The organism is Mycolicibacter sinensis, from assembly GCF_001667375.1.
Taxonomy (GTDB): domain Bacteria; phylum Actinomycetota; class Actinomycetes; order Mycobacteriales; family Mycobacteriaceae; genus Mycobacterium; species Mycobacterium sinense_A.
Genome location: NZ_LZIN01000069.1, coordinates 12,705 through 29,489 on the forward strand (window position 1 = coordinate 12,705; position 16,785 = coordinate 29,489).

General features: G+C 70.1%; 19 protein-coding genes. 5 read left to right on the top strand and 14 right to left on the bottom strand.

Translation table 11 applies throughout. The annotated features are described in order from the left end of the window. Nucleotides 1-29: 29 nt before the first annotated feature. Complete coding sequence (locus A5771_RS13135) at nt 30-734, top strand: hypothetical protein (protein ID WP_064855659.1); 705 nt, start codon at nt 30-32, stop codon at nt 732-734. 3 nt (nt 735-737) lie between these two features. Here A5771_RS13135 and A5771_RS13140 read toward each other — a convergent pair whose 3' ends face one another. Further along, entirely contained in the window at nt 738-1,076 is a 339-nt protein-coding gene (locus A5771_RS13140; protein ID WP_109401128.1) for a hypothetical protein, read from the bottom strand. 142 nt (nt 1,077-1,218) lie between these two features. Here A5771_RS13140 and A5771_RS13145 point away from each other — a divergent pair, with 142 nt between their 5' ends. Beyond that, nucleotides 1,219-1,554 carry an RNA polymerase-binding protein RbpA gene (locus tag A5771_RS13145; RefSeq protein WP_064855661.1) on the top strand — a complete coding sequence of 112 codons (336 nt, stop codon included), beginning with the start codon at nt 1,219-1,221 and terminating at the stop codon, nt 1,552-1,554. A gap of 30 nt (nt 1,555-1,584) precedes the next feature. On the opposite strand, the gene A5771_RS13150 is transcribed toward A5771_RS13145, so the two are convergent. The 4 genes from A5771_RS13150 to A5771_RS13165 form a co-directional block, all read right to left on the bottom strand. Then, nucleotides 1,585-2,337, bottom strand: coding sequence for a polyprenol monophosphomannose synthase (locus A5771_RS13150; protein ID WP_064855662.1), 753 nt, complete (start codon nt 2,335-2,337; stop codon nt 1,585-1,587). Next, the gene (lnt, locus tag A5771_RS13155; protein ID WP_064855663.1) at nt 2,330-4,018 is read right to left on the bottom strand and encodes an apolipoprotein N-acyltransferase; all 1,689 of its coding nucleotides are present in this window, start codon (nt 4,016-4,018) and stop codon (nt 2,330-2,332) included. Before lnt ends, A5771_RS13150 begins: the two co-directional genes overlap by 8 nt. After that, nucleotides 4,011-5,534, bottom strand: coding sequence for an amidohydrolase (locus tag A5771_RS13160; RefSeq protein WP_064855718.1), 1,524 nt, complete (start codon nt 5,532-5,534; stop codon nt 4,011-4,013). The genes lnt and A5771_RS13160 overlap by 8 nt, the downstream gene beginning before the upstream one ends. A gap of 115 nt (nt 5,535-5,649) precedes the next feature. Beyond that, nucleotides 5,650-6,150 carry an FxsA family protein gene (locus tag A5771_RS13165; protein ID WP_064855664.1) on the bottom strand — a complete coding sequence of 167 codons (501 nt, stop codon included), beginning with the start codon at nt 6,148-6,150 and terminating at the stop codon, nt 5,650-5,652. A gap of 65 nt (nt 6,151-6,215) precedes the next feature. On the opposite strand from A5771_RS13165, the gene A5771_RS13170 reads away from it, so the two are divergent. After that, nucleotides 6,216-6,914 carry a dienelactone hydrolase family protein gene (locus A5771_RS13170; RefSeq protein WP_064855665.1) on the top strand — a complete coding sequence of 233 codons (699 nt, stop codon included), beginning with the start codon at nt 6,216-6,218 and terminating at the stop codon, nt 6,912-6,914. Nucleotides 6,915-6,916: 2 nt separating this feature from the next. On the opposite strand, the gene ric is transcribed toward A5771_RS13170, so the two are convergent. The 4 genes from ric to A5771_RS13190 all read right to left on the bottom strand — a co-directional run bounded on the left by ric (nt 6,917) and on the right by A5771_RS13190 (nt 9,349). Next, nucleotides 6,917-7,618: an iron-sulfur cluster repair di-iron protein gene (gene ric / locus A5771_RS13175; RefSeq protein ID WP_064855666.1), complete on the bottom strand. Its 702-nt coding sequence runs from the start codon at nt 7,616-7,618 to the stop codon at nt 6,917-6,919. Between the two features lie 81 nt (nt 7,619-7,699). After that, the gene (locus A5771_RS13180) at nt 7,700-8,083 is read right to left on the bottom strand and encodes a PPOX class F420-dependent oxidoreductase (protein ID WP_064855667.1); all 384 of its coding nucleotides are present in this window, start codon (nt 8,081-8,083) and stop codon (nt 7,700-7,702) included. Nucleotides 8,084-8,154: 71 nt separating this feature from the next. Continuing rightward, nucleotides 8,155-8,472 carry a hypothetical protein gene (locus A5771_RS13185; RefSeq protein ID WP_064855668.1) on the bottom strand — a complete coding sequence of 106 codons (318 nt, stop codon included), beginning with the start codon at nt 8,470-8,472 and terminating at the stop codon, nt 8,155-8,157. A gap of 127 nt (nt 8,473-8,599) precedes the next feature. Next, entirely contained in the window at nt 8,600-9,349 is a 750-nt protein-coding gene (locus A5771_RS13190; protein ID WP_064855669.1) for an SDR family NAD(P)-dependent oxidoreductase, read from the bottom strand. A gap of 35 nt (nt 9,350-9,384) precedes the next feature. Here A5771_RS13190 and A5771_RS13195 point away from each other — a divergent pair, with 35 nt between their 5' ends. Further along, the gene (locus A5771_RS13195) at nt 9,385-9,798 is read left to right on the top strand and encodes a F420-dependent biliverdin reductase (protein WP_064855670.1); all 414 of its coding nucleotides are present in this window, start codon (nt 9,385-9,387) and stop codon (nt 9,796-9,798) included. Here the strand turns inward: A5771_RS13195 and A5771_RS13200 are convergent. After that, the gene (locus tag A5771_RS13200) at nt 9,795-10,916 is read right to left on the bottom strand and encodes a M24 family metallopeptidase (protein ID WP_064855671.1); all 1,122 of its coding nucleotides are present in this window, start codon (nt 10,914-10,916) and stop codon (nt 9,795-9,797) included. The two genes, A5771_RS13195 and A5771_RS13200, sit on opposite strands and share 4 nt — an antisense overlap. Before the next feature lie 103 nt (nt 10,917-11,019). Between A5771_RS13200 and A5771_RS13205 the strand changes: the two genes are divergently transcribed. Further along, nucleotides 11,020-11,973 (top strand): 5'-3' exonuclease, encoded by a 954-nt coding sequence (locus tag A5771_RS13205; protein WP_064855672.1) that lies wholly within the window; start codon nt 11,020-11,022, stop codon nt 11,971-11,973. Between the two features lie 16 nt (nt 11,974-11,989). Here A5771_RS13205 and A5771_RS13210 read toward each other — a convergent pair whose 3' ends face one another. The 4 genes from A5771_RS13210 to tatA form a co-directional block, all read right to left on the bottom strand. Beyond that, nucleotides 11,990-12,733 (bottom strand): DUF4333 domain-containing protein, encoded by a 744-nt coding sequence (locus A5771_RS13210; RefSeq protein WP_064855673.1) that lies wholly within the window; start codon nt 12,731-12,733, stop codon nt 11,990-11,992. 73 nt (nt 12,734-12,806) lie between these two features. Continuing rightward, nucleotides 12,807-15,605: a DEAD/DEAH box helicase gene (locus A5771_RS13215; RefSeq protein ID WP_064855674.1), complete on the bottom strand. Its 2,799-nt coding sequence runs from the start codon at nt 15,603-15,605 to the stop codon at nt 12,807-12,809. Further along, nucleotides 15,571-16,407, bottom strand: a complete 837-nt coding sequence (gene tatC / locus A5771_RS13220; protein WP_428844410.1) for a twin-arginine translocase subunit TatC — start codon at nt 16,405-16,407, stop codon at nt 15,571-15,573. The genes A5771_RS13215 and tatC overlap by 35 nt, the downstream gene beginning before the upstream one ends. A 110-nt stretch (nt 16,408-16,517) precedes the next feature. Next, nucleotides 16,518-16,748 (bottom strand): Sec-independent protein translocase subunit TatA, encoded by a 231-nt coding sequence (tatA, locus tag A5771_RS13225; RefSeq protein ID WP_064855676.1) that lies wholly within the window; start codon nt 16,746-16,748, stop codon nt 16,518-16,520. Nucleotides 16,749-16,785: the final 37 nt, after the last annotated feature.

Consider the following 16,785-nt stretch of genomic DNA (forward strand, 5'->3'; position numbering starts at 1 on the left):
GCTTGCGCCCGGCCGGTTAGCCTAACGGCATGCGTCTCACCGGGCTCATCGCTGTGCTGTTGCTGATCGCCGGGTGTGCCCGCGCGACCGTCGGCGAGCCGGAGCCCGGGCCGACCGGTAAAAGCACCGTAACGAGCGTGCCGTCGTCGTCGGCCCCCGCCGCACCGAGTTCGTCGTCGAAGCCTTCGGCGCCGCCGGCGACGGGCGCCCCGATCGCCGAGGTGATCGCCTGGATCGAGGCCGGCCGGCCCGCCGATCCCGCGGGCTATCACAGCGCGACCCGCGACGGGGTCAGCACCGACCTCATCGAAGAGGTCGCCTTCACGGTGCCGGCCGCGTCGCACCGCGCCACCAACTGCATGACCGATTCCGGCTCCGCCGACGGCGCACTGGCCTGCGTGGTGGACCTGGTGAATCCGCCGCCGCAGCCTGAAGACGTCTACGGGCAGTGGAAGGGCGGCTGGGTCGACTACGCCGGCAACACGCTGCGGGTCGGCTCCGCACACGGTGATCCGGGCCGGTTTGTGCACGGTGAGGGCGCCGAGTTGCCCGATGGATCGACGCTGGCGTTCGGCGACTACCGCTGCCGGGCGGATCGAGCCGGGCTGTTCTGCGTGAACTACGCCCACCGCTCGGCGGTGCGGTTCAGTCCCGAGGGCATCGGCGTCTTCGGTTGCCTGCACCCCGTGCCGCCGCCCGCCGACGCCGGCAAGCTGTTCAGCTGCGCCAGCTGACCCTCAACGCCAACGGTCGGCGGATTCGACGGCCTGCAGCAGCGCGTCGCACAGTTGCCGCAGGTCCTCGCGCGGAGCGTCCTCGGCCAGGGCGGTCGCGATGTCCTCGGCCGCGCAGCGCACCTGATACACCCGGTCGGACAAGGCGGTGGCCTCCTCGGCGGAGAGCACCACGGCGTCGGGCGCCAGCGCGGACGTCTTACCGCTGCTGATCAGGGCACGCTGCTCGTAAGCGCGCTGCCGGCAGGATTGCCGGCAATACTGCCGGCGCCGCCCGATACCGGCGTCACCCACGTCGCGGCCGCACCATCGGCACGGTTGCGGGCGAGGACTGCGTGGCACGTCCAACCACCTTAGTCGGGGTCCGGCTGGGTTCCCGGTATCATTAGAGGTTGCGCCGCGTGCGTCGGGAACTGCACAGGGCCCGTTTGCGTTGACAATCGCGAGACGTATTTCTGACAAAAAGGTTAAGGAGTGTGGGTCGATGGCTGACCGTGTTCTTCGAGGCAGTCGGCTGGGAGCCGTGAGCTACGAGACCGACCGCAACCACGACCTGGCGCCGCGTCGCATGGCGCGGTACCGCACCGAGAACGGCGAGGAGTTCGAGGTTCCCTTCGCCGACGACGCCGAGATTCCCGGCACCTGGATGTGCCGCAACGGCTTGGAAGGCACGCTGCTCGAAGGCGATCTGCCCGAGCCGAAGAAGGTCAAGCCGCCGCGCACCCACTGGGACATGCTGCTGGAGCGCCGTTCGATCGAAGACCTCGAAGAGCTGCTCAAAGAGCGGCTGGACCTGATCAAGACCAAGCGCCGGGGCTGACCCGACTCGCGGCGGGTGCTTGCTGCCGACTCAGGCGCGCCCGCCGCGGAGCCGGTTGACCCGGCCGCCGATCCCCCAACGCGCGACTTTAACCATCGCTTCGCGGATGTTGGAGCCGCTCATCTTCGACACGCCCAGTTCGCGCTCGGTGAACGTGATCGGCACTTCGGTGACGATGAAGCCGTTGTTGACCGCGCGCCAGGTCAGGTCGACCTGGAAGCAGTACCCCTTGGAGTCCACCGCGTCCAGGCCGATCTTCTCCAGCACGCTGCGCCGGTAGGCGCGGTAGCCGGCGGTGATGTCGTGGATCCCGACCCCGAGCAGCAGCCGCGCGTAGGTGTTGGCGGTCTTGGACAGCACCAGCCGACGCACCGGCCAGTTGCGTACCGCGCCGCCGTCGACGTAGCGCGAACCAATCGCCACGTCGGCGCCCGCGTCAATGGCGTCCAGCAGCCGGTAGAGCTGTTCGGGTGCGTGGCTGCCGTCGGCGTCCATCTCGACCACCACCTCGTAATGGCGGGCCAGCCCCCAGGCGAAACCCGCCAGGTAGGCCGCACCCAGTCCGGCCTTGGCGGTCCGGTGCATCACGTGGAGGCGTTCGGGGTCGGCGGCGGCCAGCTCGTCGGCCAGCCGCCCGGTGCCGTCGGGGCTGCCGTCGTCGACGACGAGGACGTGGACGTCCGGGCGGGCCTGTTGCAGCCGGACGAGGATGAGCGGCAGGTTCTCCAGCTCGTTGTAGGTGGGTATCACCACCAGCGTATGCAGGCTGGGACGCTCACTCATCGGCGCCGATCCTCCCCTTCACCTCTGCGCCGACGAAACGACGCTTGAACCGACTATTTTGCAGTATGGCCGCCAGCAGACCCGCAACGGCCGCGCCGACCAGCACCCATTGCAGGATCGGCGCCCACCGGGTGGCCGGGGTCAGCGAGGTCTTGAGCCGCAGGTGGCTGTCGAGGTAGTCGGCCTCGAAGAAGCCGGTGCGGGCCAGCTCGCGACCGTCGGGGGCGATGAGGGCACTGATGCCGGTGGTTCCGGCGACGACGACATAACGGTCGTGTTCGACCGCGCGGACCTTGGCGAACGCCAGCTGCTGCTCGCTCATCGTCTCGTCGAAGGTGGCGTTGTTGGACGGCACCGCCAGCAGCTGGGCGCCGGCCAGCACCGACTGGCGCGGCGCGCGATCGAAGATCACCTCCCAGCAGGTGGCCACCCCGACCGGAACGCCGGCGACGTGCAGCACTCCGTCGCCGTGCCCCGGCACGAAATATCCCGCGCGGTCGGCGTAGCCCGACAGGTGGCGGAAGAACCCGCGCCACGGCAGGTACTCGCCGAACGGCTGGACGATCCGCTTGTCGTGGCTCTCCCCCGGCCCGGTGTGCGGATCCCACACCAGCACCGAGTTCGTCGCCACCGGATTGTCCCGGGTCCAACCGGGCGCCGCCCGCACGGTGCCCACCAGGATCGGGGCGTCGATCGCCTGGGCGGCCAGGGTGATCTGTTGGGCGGCATCGGCGTTGGCCATCGGATCGATGTCGGAGGCGTTCTCCGGCCAGATCACGAACAGCGGGCGTGGGGCCCGGCCGGCCTCGACGTCGTCGGCCAGCCGCAGGGTCTCGCGGACGTGATAGTCCAGCACCTCGCGGCGCTGGGCATTGAAGTCCAGTCCCAGGCGCGGCACGTTGCCCTGCACCGCCGCCACGGTGATCGCCGGGTCGTCACCGGCTCCCACACCGGAGCGGCGCACCCCGGGCCACACCACGATCGCGGCCAGCAGCACCAGGCAGATGCACAGGCCGGGCAGCAGCACCGCCGGCGGACGGCCGGCGTCGCGGGCCGGCGGCTCCTCGCGCAGCCACCGCAGGATCTCCACGGTCAGCGCGGTGCCGGCGCAGCCGGTCAACACCACGGCCGCCGAGAGCAGCGGAACACCGCCGAGTGCTACCAGCGGTAGCAACGGACCGGATGTCTGGCCGTAACCTACAGCGCCCCATGGGAATCCGCCGAACGGGATCACCGACTTCGCCCATTCCTGCGCCGCCCATACCAGGGCGAACCAGATCGGCCAGCCCGGCAGTCGGCGCACCACGACGGCGGCCGAGCCGAACACGGCGGGAAACAGCGCGCACATCAGGGTCAACGCCAGCCAGGGCAGGGCCCCGACCAGGCCTCCGACCCAGGGCAGCAGCGGCAGATAGAAGGCCAGACCGCACAGCAGGCCGTAACCGAAACCGCCTACGACGGTGGTCGCGCGGCGAATCAGCACCCAGCTCAGCAGCGCGAACGCCAGGATTGCGGCCCACCACCAGTTCAGCGGTGGGAAGCTGGCGCGCAGCAGCATGCCGGCCAGCACCGTCGCCGCCAGCTGGGCCCAGCGGTCGGCCGCCGCCACCCCCAGCCGCTCCAACCGGTTCGGCGCGACGGGGCCGTGGAGTGTCGCCGGATCCTCTGCGGTGTCAGCCATGCAGGACCACACCACGGTGCACGGTGCGCCGGCATGTCGGCGCATCACCGGGTTCCAGCACCGGTAGCGCGGGCACCCGGGAGCGCGGATCGGTCGACCAGCGCTGAACGGAGTCGCGGGGCGCCTCCACCGCCAGCCGGGCGGCCTCCCAGACCGCGTAGGACGCGGGCGCGCCGGGCACCAAGGTTCCGCTGACGCCGTCGTTGATCCCGGCGGCCCGCCAGCCGCCGCGGGTGGCTGCGGCGAACGCCGCCCGCATCGACACCGCGCTGCCCGGTGTGCGGTGGTGTGCGGCGGCACGCACCGTGGCCCACGGATCGAGAGTGGTCACCGGGCTGTCGGAACCGAACGCGAGGGGCACGCCTTGGGATGCTAACAGCGCGAACGGGTTCAGCCCGGCGGCCCGCTGCGCACCCAACCGCTGGGCGTACATGCCGTCGACGCCGCCCCAGAGCGCGTCGAAAACCGGTTGCATGCTGGCGATCACGCCCCAGGAGCCGAGCTTGGCGGCCTGCTCGGCGCTGACCATCTCCAGGTGCTCCAGCCGGTGCCCGCAGCGGGCCACCGCGGCCACCCCGAAGTGCTCCACCACCCGTTCCAGGGCCGCGACCACCGCGGACACCGCGGCGTCGCCGATGACGTGGAAACCGGCGGTCACCCCGGCCTCGGTGCAGGCCCACAGATGGGCCTCGACGGTGTCGGGGTCCAGGTGGCGCACACCGGTGCAGTCCGCGGCGTCGGCGTAGGGCTCGTGCAGCCAGGCCGTGTGCGAACCCAGGGCACCATCGACGAACAGATCGCCGCCGAGACCCCGGGCGCCGGTCTCGGCGAGTAGGTCGCGCGCCCGGGCGGCGCTGGTGACCGCCTCGCCCCAGTAACCGACCACCTCGACCCCGTGGTCCAGCGCCCGCAGCTCCCGCCAGTCGTCCAGGCCGCCGATGTTCGGACCGGCGCACTCGTGGACCGCGACGATGCCGGCCGCGGCCGTGGCGTCCAGCGCGGCGGTGCGGGCGGCGGCCCGCTGGGCGGTGGTGAGCAGGTCGCGGGCCGCCGAACGAATCAGATGGTGGGCCGCCCCGGACAGCGGCGCCGCAGCGCCGGGGCGCCCCGGGAGTTCCGGCACCAGCTTGCGCAGCCCGCTCGAGGCTAGCGCCGAGTGCACGTCGACCCGGGACAGGTAGGCCGGCCGGTCCCCCACCACCGCGTCGAGTGCCGCGGTGTCCGGGGCCGCACCGTCGGGCCAGCCGGTTTCGTCCCAGCCGTGACCCCAGATCGGCTGACCGGGATGGGCGGCGGCGTAGTCGGCGACCAGCTGTAGGCAGTGTCGCCGGGATGTGGCCGGCCGCAGATCCAAACCGGTGCGGCACAGGCCCGTCTCGGTGACGTGGACGTGGCTGTCGACGAAAGCCGGTGTCACCAACGCCCCATCGAGATCGAGCACGTCGGCCGACGGGAACTGATCGCGGCCGACGGCGTCGCTGCCCAGCCAGGCGACCACCCCGTCGCGGACGGCCATCGCGGTGGCGTCGGGATGAGAAGGGCTGTGGATACGGCCGCCGAGCAGCAGCACGGTGGGGGCGCCGGGCACGACTGTCACGGCCTAAAAAGTACGGGGTGGCGGTGACGCCGGTTCAGCCGACCGACAGGGTGGGCGGTTGGCTGGGCCGGACGTCGGTGACGTCGACGACTTCGGCGTCGATGTAGTCGGTGTGCTGGTCGGGGGTGCGCCGCGTGGCATACCAGCGCCGGCCCGCGACGGTGGCGGCGACCAGCGGCGTGTGCCGGCCGAGTCCGGCGGCGGCCGCCGCGGCCAGCACGGGGCGGGCCGCGGTGCGGGTCGGGGGCGCCAGCAGCAGCAGGCCCGCCAGCGTGGTCAGCGGGCCGGGGACCAGCACCAGTACGGTGCCCGCCGCGATCAGCCCGCCGTCGGCGAGCACGCGCTGCCCGGCACCCGTACGCAGCCGCCCGATCTGGCGTCTGACCTGGGCTGCTGACAGCGCCAGTCCGGCCACGAACGCAGCTAGCAGCAACAGCGCCGTCCAGCCGAAGCCGATCGCCCAGATCAGTGCGGCCACCGCGGCCGATTCGGCCAGGACGTAGACACCGAATATCTGCACCACAGCGCTACCCATGCCTCCCCAACGTCCGGGCCGCCGAGGAGGTTCCCTCGCGGCGCGCCGGGGCATACGTTGATGCGATGACGACCATCGAACTCGCCACCCCCGAGGGACCCATCGACGCGTTGCTGGACATTCCGGACGGGCCCGGGCCGTGGCCTGCAGTGGTGGTGATTCACGATGCGATCGGTTACGCCGCGGACATGCAGGCGATCTCCGAACACGTCGCGGAGGCGGGTTTCCTCGCGTTGTCGCCGAACCTGTACTCGCGCGGCGGGCGGGCGCGCTGCATCACCCGGGTGTTCCGCGAGCTGCTGACCCAGCGCGGCCGCGCCCTCGACGACATCATGGCCGCGCGCGATCACCTGCTGGGCATGCCGGAGTGCTCCGGCAAGGTCGGGATCGCCGGCTTCTGTATGGGCGGACAGTTCGCCTTGGTGTTGTCGCCCAAGGGCTTCGGAGCCTCCGCTCCGTTCTACGGCACCCCGCTGCCTCGGCATTTGAGCGAGACGCTCGACGGCGCCTGCCCGATCGTGGCCAGCTTCGGCCGCCGGGACCCGATGGGCATCGGCGCCCCCAACCGGTTACGCCGGGTCGTCGAGCACCAAAACATCCCGCACGACATCAAGGTCTATCCAAGAGCCGGGCACAGCTTCGCCAACAAGCTGCCGGCCCAGCCGCTGCTCCGCATCGCCGGCTTCGGCTACAACGACGCCGCGACCGCCGATGCCTGGGCGCGGGTGTTCGCGTTCTTCGGCCAACACCTGCACGCCGGCTGAGCTCAGGCCGGGCTGCCGGCTTCGGCAAGCACCCGCGGGAACAGCACGTTGTTCTCCTTGTGCACGTGCAGGTGGATGTCGCTCTCCAGGTCCGCCAGGCCGGCCAGCATCGCGGTGTAGCTGGCGCAGGCGTCCGCCGGAATGGTGTAGTCGTCGGTGAGCTCCCGCAGTTCGGCGAGCAGATGGCCGGCGTTGTCGTGCTCCTGCTGATTCTCGGCCAGCTCATTGCGCACCTCGTCGGACAGTGGACGGTCCGGACGGCCGGCACGCAGGCTGATCTCGGGGAACAGCATGGTCTCCTCGGTGCGCAGGTGCGGTTCCATGCCGGCGCGCAGCTGATGAAACAGCTCCCGGACCCGGACCAGCTCGCCGTGGTTGGGGCCGTGCACCCGCGCCACCTTGTCGACCAGCTCCGCCAACCGCGGGAACTCCTCCCACAGGAACCGGTGGTGGGTGCTGACGATATGGGCGATCAGCGAGGGGTCGTCGAAGTCGGCCCAGTCGGCGCGCTGAGCGGGCGCACCGGAGCTGTTGAGGGCGGCGAGCAGCTCGGCGGCGTCGACGCCGTCGGCAGCGCACGCATCAGTGAGCGTCCGTTGGCCGTGGCAGCAGAAGTCGATCCCGAACTTGCTCAGGATGCGGGTCGTCGACGGGTCGGCGGTGACGATGTCGCCGAGGATCTGGTCGGAGGTGAAGGCGGCCACGGGAACTCCTCGTTTGTCGGTGGGTCAGTCCAACAATGCTAATTTTAATGATTGAAGTCCACTATATGTGACGGAGTCGGCTCATTCGGCGGCGGTCAGCGCCAGCCCGACGTTGTTGCGCATGCCGCCGCGCAGCTTGCTGAACACGTTGAACACCCGGCCGATGATCCCGTACCGCTTGCCGATCGCGGCGTAGACGGCGCCGTTGTCGGCCTTGTCCAACACGGCGGCCACCGCCTCGATCGCCTCGCCCTTGGGCCGGCCTCGCACATCGCAGACCGCCAGGGTGACGCGCGATGTGTTGCGGATCCGCTTGACCTTCCAGGACGACTCCTGGGTAATCACCAGCAACCGCTCGCCATCGGCGGCCGCCCACACCGGAGTGGGCTTGGGTCTGCCGTCTTTGGTGAAGGTGGTCAGTAGCAGGTAATCGGACTTGGCGATCTCGGCAAAGGTGGGGGCCACGGTCGCGAATCTACTCGCCCGGAGCCGCGGCGCCGGGACGCTGGATGAACGTGCGGGTGGGGCTACCCCGGCTACAGCGGGGGCCGGCTCGGGACGGGGTGCAGGTTGGCGATCTTTGGCAGCGCGGGCGTCGGCTGTGCCGAATCGACATAGGACGCCACCGCGTCTTCGGTGATCAGTCCGTAGCGCACCAGCAGATCAAGGGCATTCAAGCCGAAGTGCTGGGCAACCCGGAGCAGATTGTCGGCGGTGATCAACCGGCCCTCGTGTGCCGCCTTGTAGTAGGCGGACTTGCGGTACCCGAAGGCCTCATAGACTTCGGTCGCGGGCAGCGGCCGACCGATCAGATACGGCAGCACCACCGACGGGTCTTTATCACGATCGTCCATGGTTTTACACCATAGTTCTTTTAGGCGGGCGAAGGCCAGACCGCCGCGTCAAATTCCTCAGGTTTTCTTATCTTGATGTAAGACTTCTGCAACGTTGTAAGAATCGGATTGCGATCTTTTGCCCCGGTCAGCGGGGCATTCGGCGCCAGATCGCCTGCGGCACCACCCGCATGACGCTGAACATCGGCCGCAGCATCCACGGCACCGCGACGGTGCGTCGCCCGCGGGCGAGCGCGCGAGCGGCCGCGGCGGCAACCTGGGCGGGCGTGCTGGCAGGCGGGGCCGGTTTCATGCCGGCGGTCATCCGCCCGACGACGAACCCGGGACGAACAATCAACAGCCGCACTCCGGTGCCGTGCAAGGCGTCGGCCAGGCCGTTGGCGAACCCGTCCAGACCGGCCTTGGCCGAACCGTAGACGTAGTTGGCCCGGCGCACCCGCACCCCGGCGATCGAGGAGAACACCACCAAGCGGCCCCGCCCGGCCGCACGCATCGCCGCCGCCAGATGGGTGAGCAGGCTGACCTGGGCGACGTAGTCGGTGTGGACCACGGCCAGCGCGTGCGCGGCGTCGGACTCCGCCCGGGCCTGGTCGCCCAGGATCCCGAAAGCCAGCACGGCGGTGCCGATCGGGCCGTGCTCGGCGATCAGGTCCGCGACCAGAGGGCCGTGGGCGGCCAGGTCATCGGCGTCGAACTCCGTGGCGTGCACCGCCACAGCGCCCGCGTCGCGCACCGCGGCGATCTCCGCGTCGAGCCGGTCGGCGCCCCGGGCGGCCAGCAAAACCGTTGCGCCAGGCGCCAGCCGGCACGCCAGTTCCACGCCGATCTCACTGCGCCCGCCAAAAATCACCACCGACCCGTCCACCGTGTCGTTCACGGCTGCGATTATCGCCTGCGCTAGCGTGAACGGTGATGGCGAACGCGACGACCCGGCTCACCAGCGACGCGCTGGCGTTTCTCACTGAACGGCACCTGGCGATGCTGACCACCCTGCGCGCCGACAACTCGCCGCATGTGGTCGCGGTCGGTTTCACCTTCGACCCGAAAACTCACATCGCGCGGGTGATCACCACCGGCGGCTCGCAGAAGGCCGTCAACGCCGAACGCGCCGGCGTGGCCGTGCTCAGCCAGGTCGACGGGGCGCGCTGGCTCTCACTGGAGGGCAGCGCCACGGTCAACAACGCGGCCGCCGCCGTTCGCGATGCCGAGCTGCGCTACGCCCAGCGCTACCGGACGCCGCGGGTCAACCCGCAGCGCGTGGTGATCGAGGTGCAGGTGGAGCGAGTGCTGGGTTCGGCTGATCTGCTCGACCGCGGTAGCCGCTAGACCACGACCAGGTCGCGCGGCCGGTTGTTCAATGACTCGGCACCCTCGTCGGTGACGATCACGATGTCTTCGATCCGGGCACCCCACTCGCCGGGGAAGTAGATGCCCGGCTCGACCGAGAACGCCATCCCGGCGGCCAGTGCGACGTCGTTGCCGGCGACGATGTAGGGCTCCTCATGCACCGACAGGCCGATGCCATGGCCGGTGCGGTGCACGAAGTACTCCGCCAGGCCCGCCTCGGCCAGCACATCGCGTGCAGCCGCGTCGACCTGCTCGGCGGACACCCCGGGACGGATGCTCTCGACCGCCGCGCGCTGCGCCCGCTGTAACACCGAATACCGCTGCGCCACTTGGGTATCCGGCTCCCCCAAGCTGTAGGTGCGGGTGGAATCGGAATGATATCCCGGTTCGACCGGGCCGCCGATATCCACCACGACGACGTCGCCGGGCCGTAGCTCGCGGTCCGAGCACTCGTGGTGCGGGTCGGCGCCATGCGGCCCAGAACCCACGATGATGAACGCCACCTCCGAATGCCCCTCCGCGACGATCGCTTCGGCGATATCGGCGGCGACGTCGGCCTCGGTGCGGCCCGGCACCAGAAACTCCGGCACCCGGGCGTGCACCCGATCGATCGCCGCGCCGGCCTTCCGCAGTGCGTCGATCTCGCTGGGGTCCTTGATCATTCGCAGTTCGCGCAGCACCTCGGTGGCCAGCACCGGCGTCGTGCCGAGCACGTCGACCAGCGGCAGCAGATGCAAGGCCGGCATCGAATCGGTGACCGCCGCAGCCGTCGGCGACGCTCCCAACGCCTCGCCCACCAGGCGGTAGGGATCCTGACCGTCGACCCAGTCGCGCACCGCGATACCCAGCCCGGCCACCGCGGATTCGCGCAGCGCCGCCAACTCCAGCCGGGGCACCACCATGGTGGGCGACCCGGATGCCGGCAGCACCAACGCGGTGAGTCGCTCGAAGGTCTGGGCGCGCGACCCGGTCAGGTAACGCAGGTCGTAGCCCGGGGTGACTACCATCCCGGCCAGACCGGCATCGGCGGCCGCGGCGGCCGCAGCGGCCAGGCGGTGGGCGTAAACGCTGCTATCGAACCGGGAAGTCACGCACATCAGGCTAACGTGGCCCGGGTTGCGTTGACTCTGCGCTCACCACGAAGAAGTGCGAGTAACCCGCCTGGTAGATGCAGAGTCAATGGTAAATAGGGTGGCAGCCATGCCCGCTCCCGTGCTGTTGCTCGACGGTGCCAGTATGTGGTTCCGGTCCTATTTCGGCGTGCCGTCCTCGATCACCGCCCCCGACGGCCGGCCGGTGAACGCGGTGCGCGGCTTCTTCGACTCGGTGGCCACCTTGATCACCCGCCAGCGTCCCGGCCGGTTGGCGGTCTGCCTGGACCTGGACTGGCGCCCGCAGTGGCGAGTCGACCTCATCTCCTCCTACAAGGCGCACCGGGTGGCCGAGCAGGTGCCGGAGGACACCGACGTCGAGGAGGTGCCCGACGAGCTGAGCCCGCAGGTGGAGATGATCGCCGAGCTGCTCGACGCGTTCGGGATCGCCACCGCCGGAGCGCCGGACTTCGAGGCCGACGACGTCCTGGGCACCTTGGCGGCGGCCGAGCGCAAGGATCCGGTGATCGTCGTCAGCGGCGACCGGGACCTGCTGCAGGTGGTCGCCGAGCACCCCGTCGCGGTGTCGGTGCTCTATCTGGGCCGCGGGCTGGCGCAGGCGACGCTGTTCGGCCCGGCGGAGGTGGCGCAACGCTATGGCCTGCCCGCCGAGCGCGCCGGCGCCGCCTACGCCGAGATGGCGCTGCTGCGCGGCGATCCCTCCGACGGGCTTCCCGGAGTGCCCGGGATCGGCGAGAAGACGGCGGTCGGGCTGCTGGCCGAGCACGGTTCGCTCGCGGCGGTGCAGGCCGCCGCCGCCGACCCGCGCTCGCCGATGGCCAAGGGAGTGCGGGCCAAACTGCAAGCGGCGCAGGACTATATCGCCGCTGCCGGTCCGGTGGTGCGGGTCGCCACCGACGCCCCGGTCACACTGTCGACGCCGTCGGACACCCTGCCGCGGGTGGCTGCCGACCCCGCTCGGGTCGCCGAGCTGGCCGACCGTCTCGGCGTCGGATCCTCGATCGCCCGGCTACAGCGGGCGCTCGACACGCTGCCGGACTGAACCGGGCTAATGCGGACTACTTGGGCCGGCCGACCTCGTAGGTGCCCGAGTTGTCCTGGAAAGTCACGGTCACCTGACGCTTCGTGCCATCGATGCTGACCTCGCAGTTGAACGTGTCACCCTGCTTGACCACCGGGCTCTGGCCGTTGTTGCACCGGACGTCCTTGACGTTCTTGGCGCCGTAGCCGTTGGTCTGGTCGGCCAGAATCTGCTGCACCCCCTGCTGCGCCTTGTCGACGTCGAGTTTGGTGGTCACGAAGAATCCGGGCTTCCAGAACCCGAGCACCAGTACCACCAGGGCAGCGATGCCCAGGCAGGCTGCGAGCACGGTGCCTACCAGCGCGGTCGGGCGCTTGCTGCCCGATCCGGGCTGACCGTACTGGCCGGGCTGCTGGGGGTATTGGCCATATTGGCCGGGTTGGCCGTACTGGGCCGGTTGGCCGTACTGGCCAGGCTGACCATATTGGCCCGGTTGGCCGTACTGGCCGGGTTGGCCGTACTGCGCGGGTTGGCCGTACTGGCCGGGCTGGCCGTATTGGGTCGGCTGGCCGTACTGCTCAGGCTGGGGGTAGCCGGGGTACTGCGGTGTCGAGGGGTAAGACGTCTGCTGCGGGTACTGCGACGGCGTGTAGGCCGGCGGCTGCCACTGCTGCTCGGCGCCGGTCGCCGGACCCGCTCCGGTGCCCGGCTGCTCCTCGGGCTGCCCGGGCTGCTGAGGCTGCCACGGCTGCGTCGGGTCGTATCCCTGCGGTCCGCTCATCGTTGTTCCCCAAGTCCTCTCGCGTAGCGGGTGCTGATCACCGCCGGCTCTCCACCGTAGCGCCCGGACCAGCCTACCCGGCGTCAACGGCGACGACGCCCCGCAAAACGGTGTCGATGGCCTGTTTTGCCGTTGCCCGCAGTTCGGCGCCGGGCGCCGCGTTACGCAGCTGATCCAGCAGGTCGAGCACCTGGCGGCACCAGCGCACGAAGTCACCCGCCGACAGCGGCGAACCGGCACCGGCGGCGTCCGAAGCATCCAATGCCGACGCCAGGTCCCCGGTGAGCGCCCAGCGATACACCGCGGCGACGAAGCCGTCGTCGGGTTCCCGGGTCGCGGTGATGCCGTGCCGGCGTTCGTCGGCCCGCAGCGCGGCCGAGAGCTTGCGGGTCTGGTGCAGGGCGCGGCGCACCGGCTCGGTGGGCGGTTGCAGGGTCGGCGGTCCGCCCGGGCCATCCGCGCCGCGTGATTCGTAGAGCACCGCGGAGACCACCGCGGCCAGCTCAGCCGGCCCGAGACCGTCCCATGCCCCGGTACGCAGACACTCGGCGACCAGCAGGTCGCTTTCGTTATAGATCCGGGCCAGCATCCGGCCATCGGCGGTCACTTTCGGGTCGCCGGCGCCGGTCGTGACGAAACCCCGCTCGGCGAGCAACCCGACGATCCGGTCGAAGGTGCGCGCCAGTGAGTTGGTGGCCGCTTGCACCTTGCGGCGCAGTTGGGCGTTGTCGGCCTCTACGCGCAGGTAGCGCTCGGCAGTGCGCACCTTGTCCTCACGACCCGGCTCGGCGTGGGTGGGGTGAGCGCGCAGCTGTTGCCGCAGCGCGGCCAGTTCCGGATCCACCGGGTCCTCCTGCGGGCCGCCGCCGCGCCGACCGCGCGCCTTGGGCACCACCAGGCCTTCCGCCGCGGACCGCAACGCCGAAGCCAGATCGCGGCGGACCCGCGGCTGGCGGTGTTCCACCCGTTTGGGCAGGTTCATGGTTCCGATCGGCGGCACGGCGCCCGAATAATCCGCCGAGGAGATCCGGCCGGCCCAACGGTGCTCGGTGAGCACCAGCGGCCGCGGTTCGTCAGATTCCCCGTCGGCCTGCAGCACCACCGCCAGACCACCGCGGCGCCCGTGGGTGAGGGTGATGATGTCGCCTTTTCGCAACGCCGCCAGCGCATCACTGGCGGCCCGGCGGCGCTGCAGCCGCGAGGCCCGCGCCTGGGCTCGTTCCCGTTCGGAGATCTGCGCCCGCAGCCGGGCGTACTCAAGGACGGCCGAGTCGCGGCCGCCGAGTTCGGCGGCGATGTCATCCAGGGTCCGTTCGCCGCGTTCGGCGCTGCGCACCAGGCCGACGACCGACCGGTCGGCCTGATACTGGGCGAACGACTGCTCCAACAACCGGTGGGCCTGCTCGGGGCCCATCTGCTGGACAAGGTTGATCGTCATGTTGTACGACGGCGCGAACGAGCTGCGCAACGGGAACGTTCGGGTAGACGCCAGCCCGGCCACCTGATCGGGATCGGCGGTGGCCTCCCCCGGATGCCACAACACCACCGCGTGGCCTTCGATGTCGATGCCACGCCGGCCGGCCCGCCCGGTCAGCTGGGTGTACTCGCCCGGGGTCAGCGCCGCGTGCTGCTCGCCGTTGAACTTGACCAATCTTTCGAGCACGACCGTGCGCGCGGGCATGTTGATGCCCAACGCCAGGGTCTCGGTGGCGAACACGGCTTTAACCAGGCCCGCGGCGAACAGCTCCTCGACGGTGTGGCGGAACACCGGCAGCATCCCGGCGTGGTGGCCGGCCAGTCCGCGCAGCAGCCCCTCGCGCCATTCGTAATAGCCCAACACGGCCAGGTCGTCATCGGAGAGATCACCGCAGCGGTGGTCGATCACCTCGGCGATGCGGGCGCGCTCCGACTCGGTGGTCAACCGCAGCGGCGAGCGCAGGCACTGCTTAACCGCGGCATCGCAGCCGGCGCGGGAGAACACGAAAGTGATCGCCGGCAGCAGCCCGGCCGAATCCAGCACTGCGATCACATCCGGGCGCATCGGGGGCCGGTAGCCCGGGCGCCCGGGGCCGCCCCTGCCGCTGTGGCGGCGCGGTGGCCAGTCGGTGAGCCGGTCGGCTTCGCGCCGATGCGCGATGTGCCGCAACAGTTGTGGGTCTACGCGCGCACGGCCCGCGGTGCCCGGCCCGTCGCTGTCGGGGCGGGATTCGAACAGGTCGAAGAGCCGCTTGCCCACCATCATGTGCTGCCACAGCGGCACTGGGCGGTGCTCGTCGACAACGACGGTGGTGTCTCCTCGCACCGTCTGGATCCAGCCGCCGAACTCTTCGGCGTTGCTGACCGTCGCCGACAGGCTGACCAGCCGCACCTCGTCGGCCAGGTGCAGGATCACCTCCTCCCAGACCGCGCCGCGCATCCGGTCGGCCAGGAAGTGCACCTCATCCATCACCACATGCGAAAGACCTTGCAGAGCTGGCGAATTCGCATAGAGCATGTTGCGCAACACCTCGGTGGTCATCACCACCACCGGCGCGTTGGCGTTGACCGACTGGTCGCCGGTCAACAACCCCACTTTGTCCTTGCCGTAGCGGGCGACCAAGTCGGTGTGCTTCTGGTTGCTCAGCGCCTTGATCGGCGTGGTGTAGAAGCACTTTCCGCCGGCTGCCAGGGCCAGGTGCACCGCGAACTCCCCCACCACCGTCTTGCCGGCGCCGGTGGGGGCGCACACCAGCACGCCCCGACCGTCCTGCAGGGCCTGGCATGCCCGACGCTGGAAGTCGTCCAGCCCGAACGGCAGTTGCGCGGTGAACCGGCTCAGCTCGGGCACCTCCGGCGGGCTAGTCACGCGGGCTGGCGACGGGTGCGGGGGCATCGATGGGCGAGGCCTGGTCGTCGCTGAGTTCCTCGGTGGCCTCCCGTTTGGCTTTGCGTTTGTCGTGCAGCCGGGCGATCTGAATCGCGAACTCCTGCAACAGGGTCAGCGTGAAGCCGAGCACGAGCATCGAGAACGGGTCCGAGCCGGGGGTGAAGAACGCCGCGAACACGAACATCGCGAAGATCAGCCCGCGCCGCCACTCTTTGAGCCGGGCGTAGCTCAAGACGCCGACCTGGTTGAGCATGATGATCAGCAGCGGGAACTCGAAGCTGATCCCGAACACCACCAGCAGGTTCAGCAGGAAACCGAAATAGCGGTCGCCGGACAATGCGGTCACCTGGACGTCGCTGCCGACGGTCAGCAGAAAACCCAGCGCCTTGGACAGCACCAGGTAGGCCAGGATCGCACCGGTGACGAACAGCACGGCCGCCGACACCACGAACACCACCGCGAAGCGCCGCTCCTTGCGGTAGAGCCCCGGGGTGATGAACGCCCACAACTGGTAGAACCAGACCGGGCAGGCCAGCACGATTCCCGCGGCCAAGCCCACCTTAAGCCGCAGCATGAACTGGTCGAAGGGTGCGGTGGCCAGCAGCCGGCACTGCCCGTCGGGCGCGATCGAGGCGCGCGCGGAGGCCGGCAACTCGCAGTACGGGTGGCGCAGCCATTCGCCGAGGCTTTCCAGCCCGAAGAGCGGCTGGGTGTACCAGACGAAGCCGATGATCGTGGTGAGCACGATCGCGCCCAGCGAGATCAGCAGCCGGGTCCGCAGCTCACGCAGATGGTCGACGAGCGACATCGTCCCGTCGGGATTGGTGCGACTGCGGCGCAGCCGCGGGTCCAGCCGCCGCAGAGCTCCGAGCGTGGGCACAGTAGGTCAGGCGCGGTCGCCGCGACGGCGGGGCCGGGCTACGCCGACTGACCGCCGGCCGCCGGCGGGTCGACCCGCTCGGACTGGACGGTGGTCGGAGTGGCGGTCGAATCCGGCTTGGCCTCGCTTTGCAGTTCGCGAACCTCGGATTTGAAGATGCGCAGCGACTTACCCAGCGAGCGCGCCGCGTCGGGCAATCGCTTGGCGCCGAACAAGATGATCACGGCGACGGCGAGGATCGCCAGGTGCGACGGTCCTAAAGCGTTCACTTTGGTTACCTCCAGACGTCGCCACGATGCTACCGCA

Bases quoted from the DNA above. Each gene is read 5' to 3' on its own strand.
- A5771_RS13135 (WP_064855659.1), top strand. From the start codon at position 30: ATGCGTCTCACCGGGCTCATCGCTGTGCTGTTGCTGATCGCCGGGTGT.
- A5771_RS13145 (WP_064855661.1), top strand. From the start codon at position 1,219: ATGGCTGACCGTGTTCTTCGAGGCAGTCGGCTGGGAGCCGTGAGCTAC.
- A5771_RS13150 (WP_064855662.1), bottom strand. From the start codon at position 2,337: ATGAGTGAGCGTCCCAGCCTGCATACGCTGGTGGTGATACCCACCTAC.
- lnt (WP_064855663.1), bottom strand. From the start codon at position 4,018: ATGGCTGACACCGCAGAGGATCCGGCGACACTCCACGGCCCCGTCGCG.
- A5771_RS13160 (WP_064855718.1), bottom strand. From the start codon at position 5,534: ATGGCCGTCCGCGACGGGGTGGTCGCCTGGCTGGGCAGCGACGCCGTC.
- A5771_RS13165 (WP_064855664.1), bottom strand. From the start codon at position 6,150: ATGGGTAGCGCTGTGGTGCAGATATTCGGTGTCTACGTCCTGGCCGAA.
- A5771_RS13170 (WP_064855665.1), top strand. From the start codon at position 6,216: ATGACGACCATCGAACTCGCCACCCCCGAGGGACCCATCGACGCGTTG.
- A5771_RS13185 (WP_064855668.1), bottom strand. From the start codon at position 8,472: ATGGACGATCGTGATAAAGACCCGTCGGTGGTGCTGCCGTATCTGATC.
- A5771_RS13195 (WP_064855670.1), top strand. From the start codon at position 9,385: ATGGCGAACGCGACGACCCGGCTCACCAGCGACGCGCTGGCGTTTCTC.
- A5771_RS13200 (WP_064855671.1), bottom strand. From the start codon at position 10,916: ATGTGCGTGACTTCCCGGTTCGATAGCAGCGTTTACGCCCACCGCCTG.
- A5771_RS13205 (WP_064855672.1), top strand. From the start codon at position 11,020: ATGCCCGCTCCCGTGCTGTTGCTCGACGGTGCCAGTATGTGGTTCCGG.
- A5771_RS13210 (WP_064855673.1), bottom strand. From the start codon at position 12,733: ATGAGCGGACCGCAGGGATACGACCCGACGCAGCCGTGGCAGCCTCAG.
- A5771_RS13215 (WP_064855674.1), bottom strand. From the start codon at position 15,605: ATGCCCCCGCACCCGTCGCCAGCCCGCGTGACTAGCCCGCCGGAGGTG.
- tatC (WP_428844410.1), bottom strand. From the start codon at position 16,407: ATGTCGCTCGTCGACCATCTGCGTGAGCTGCGGACCCGGCTGCTGATC.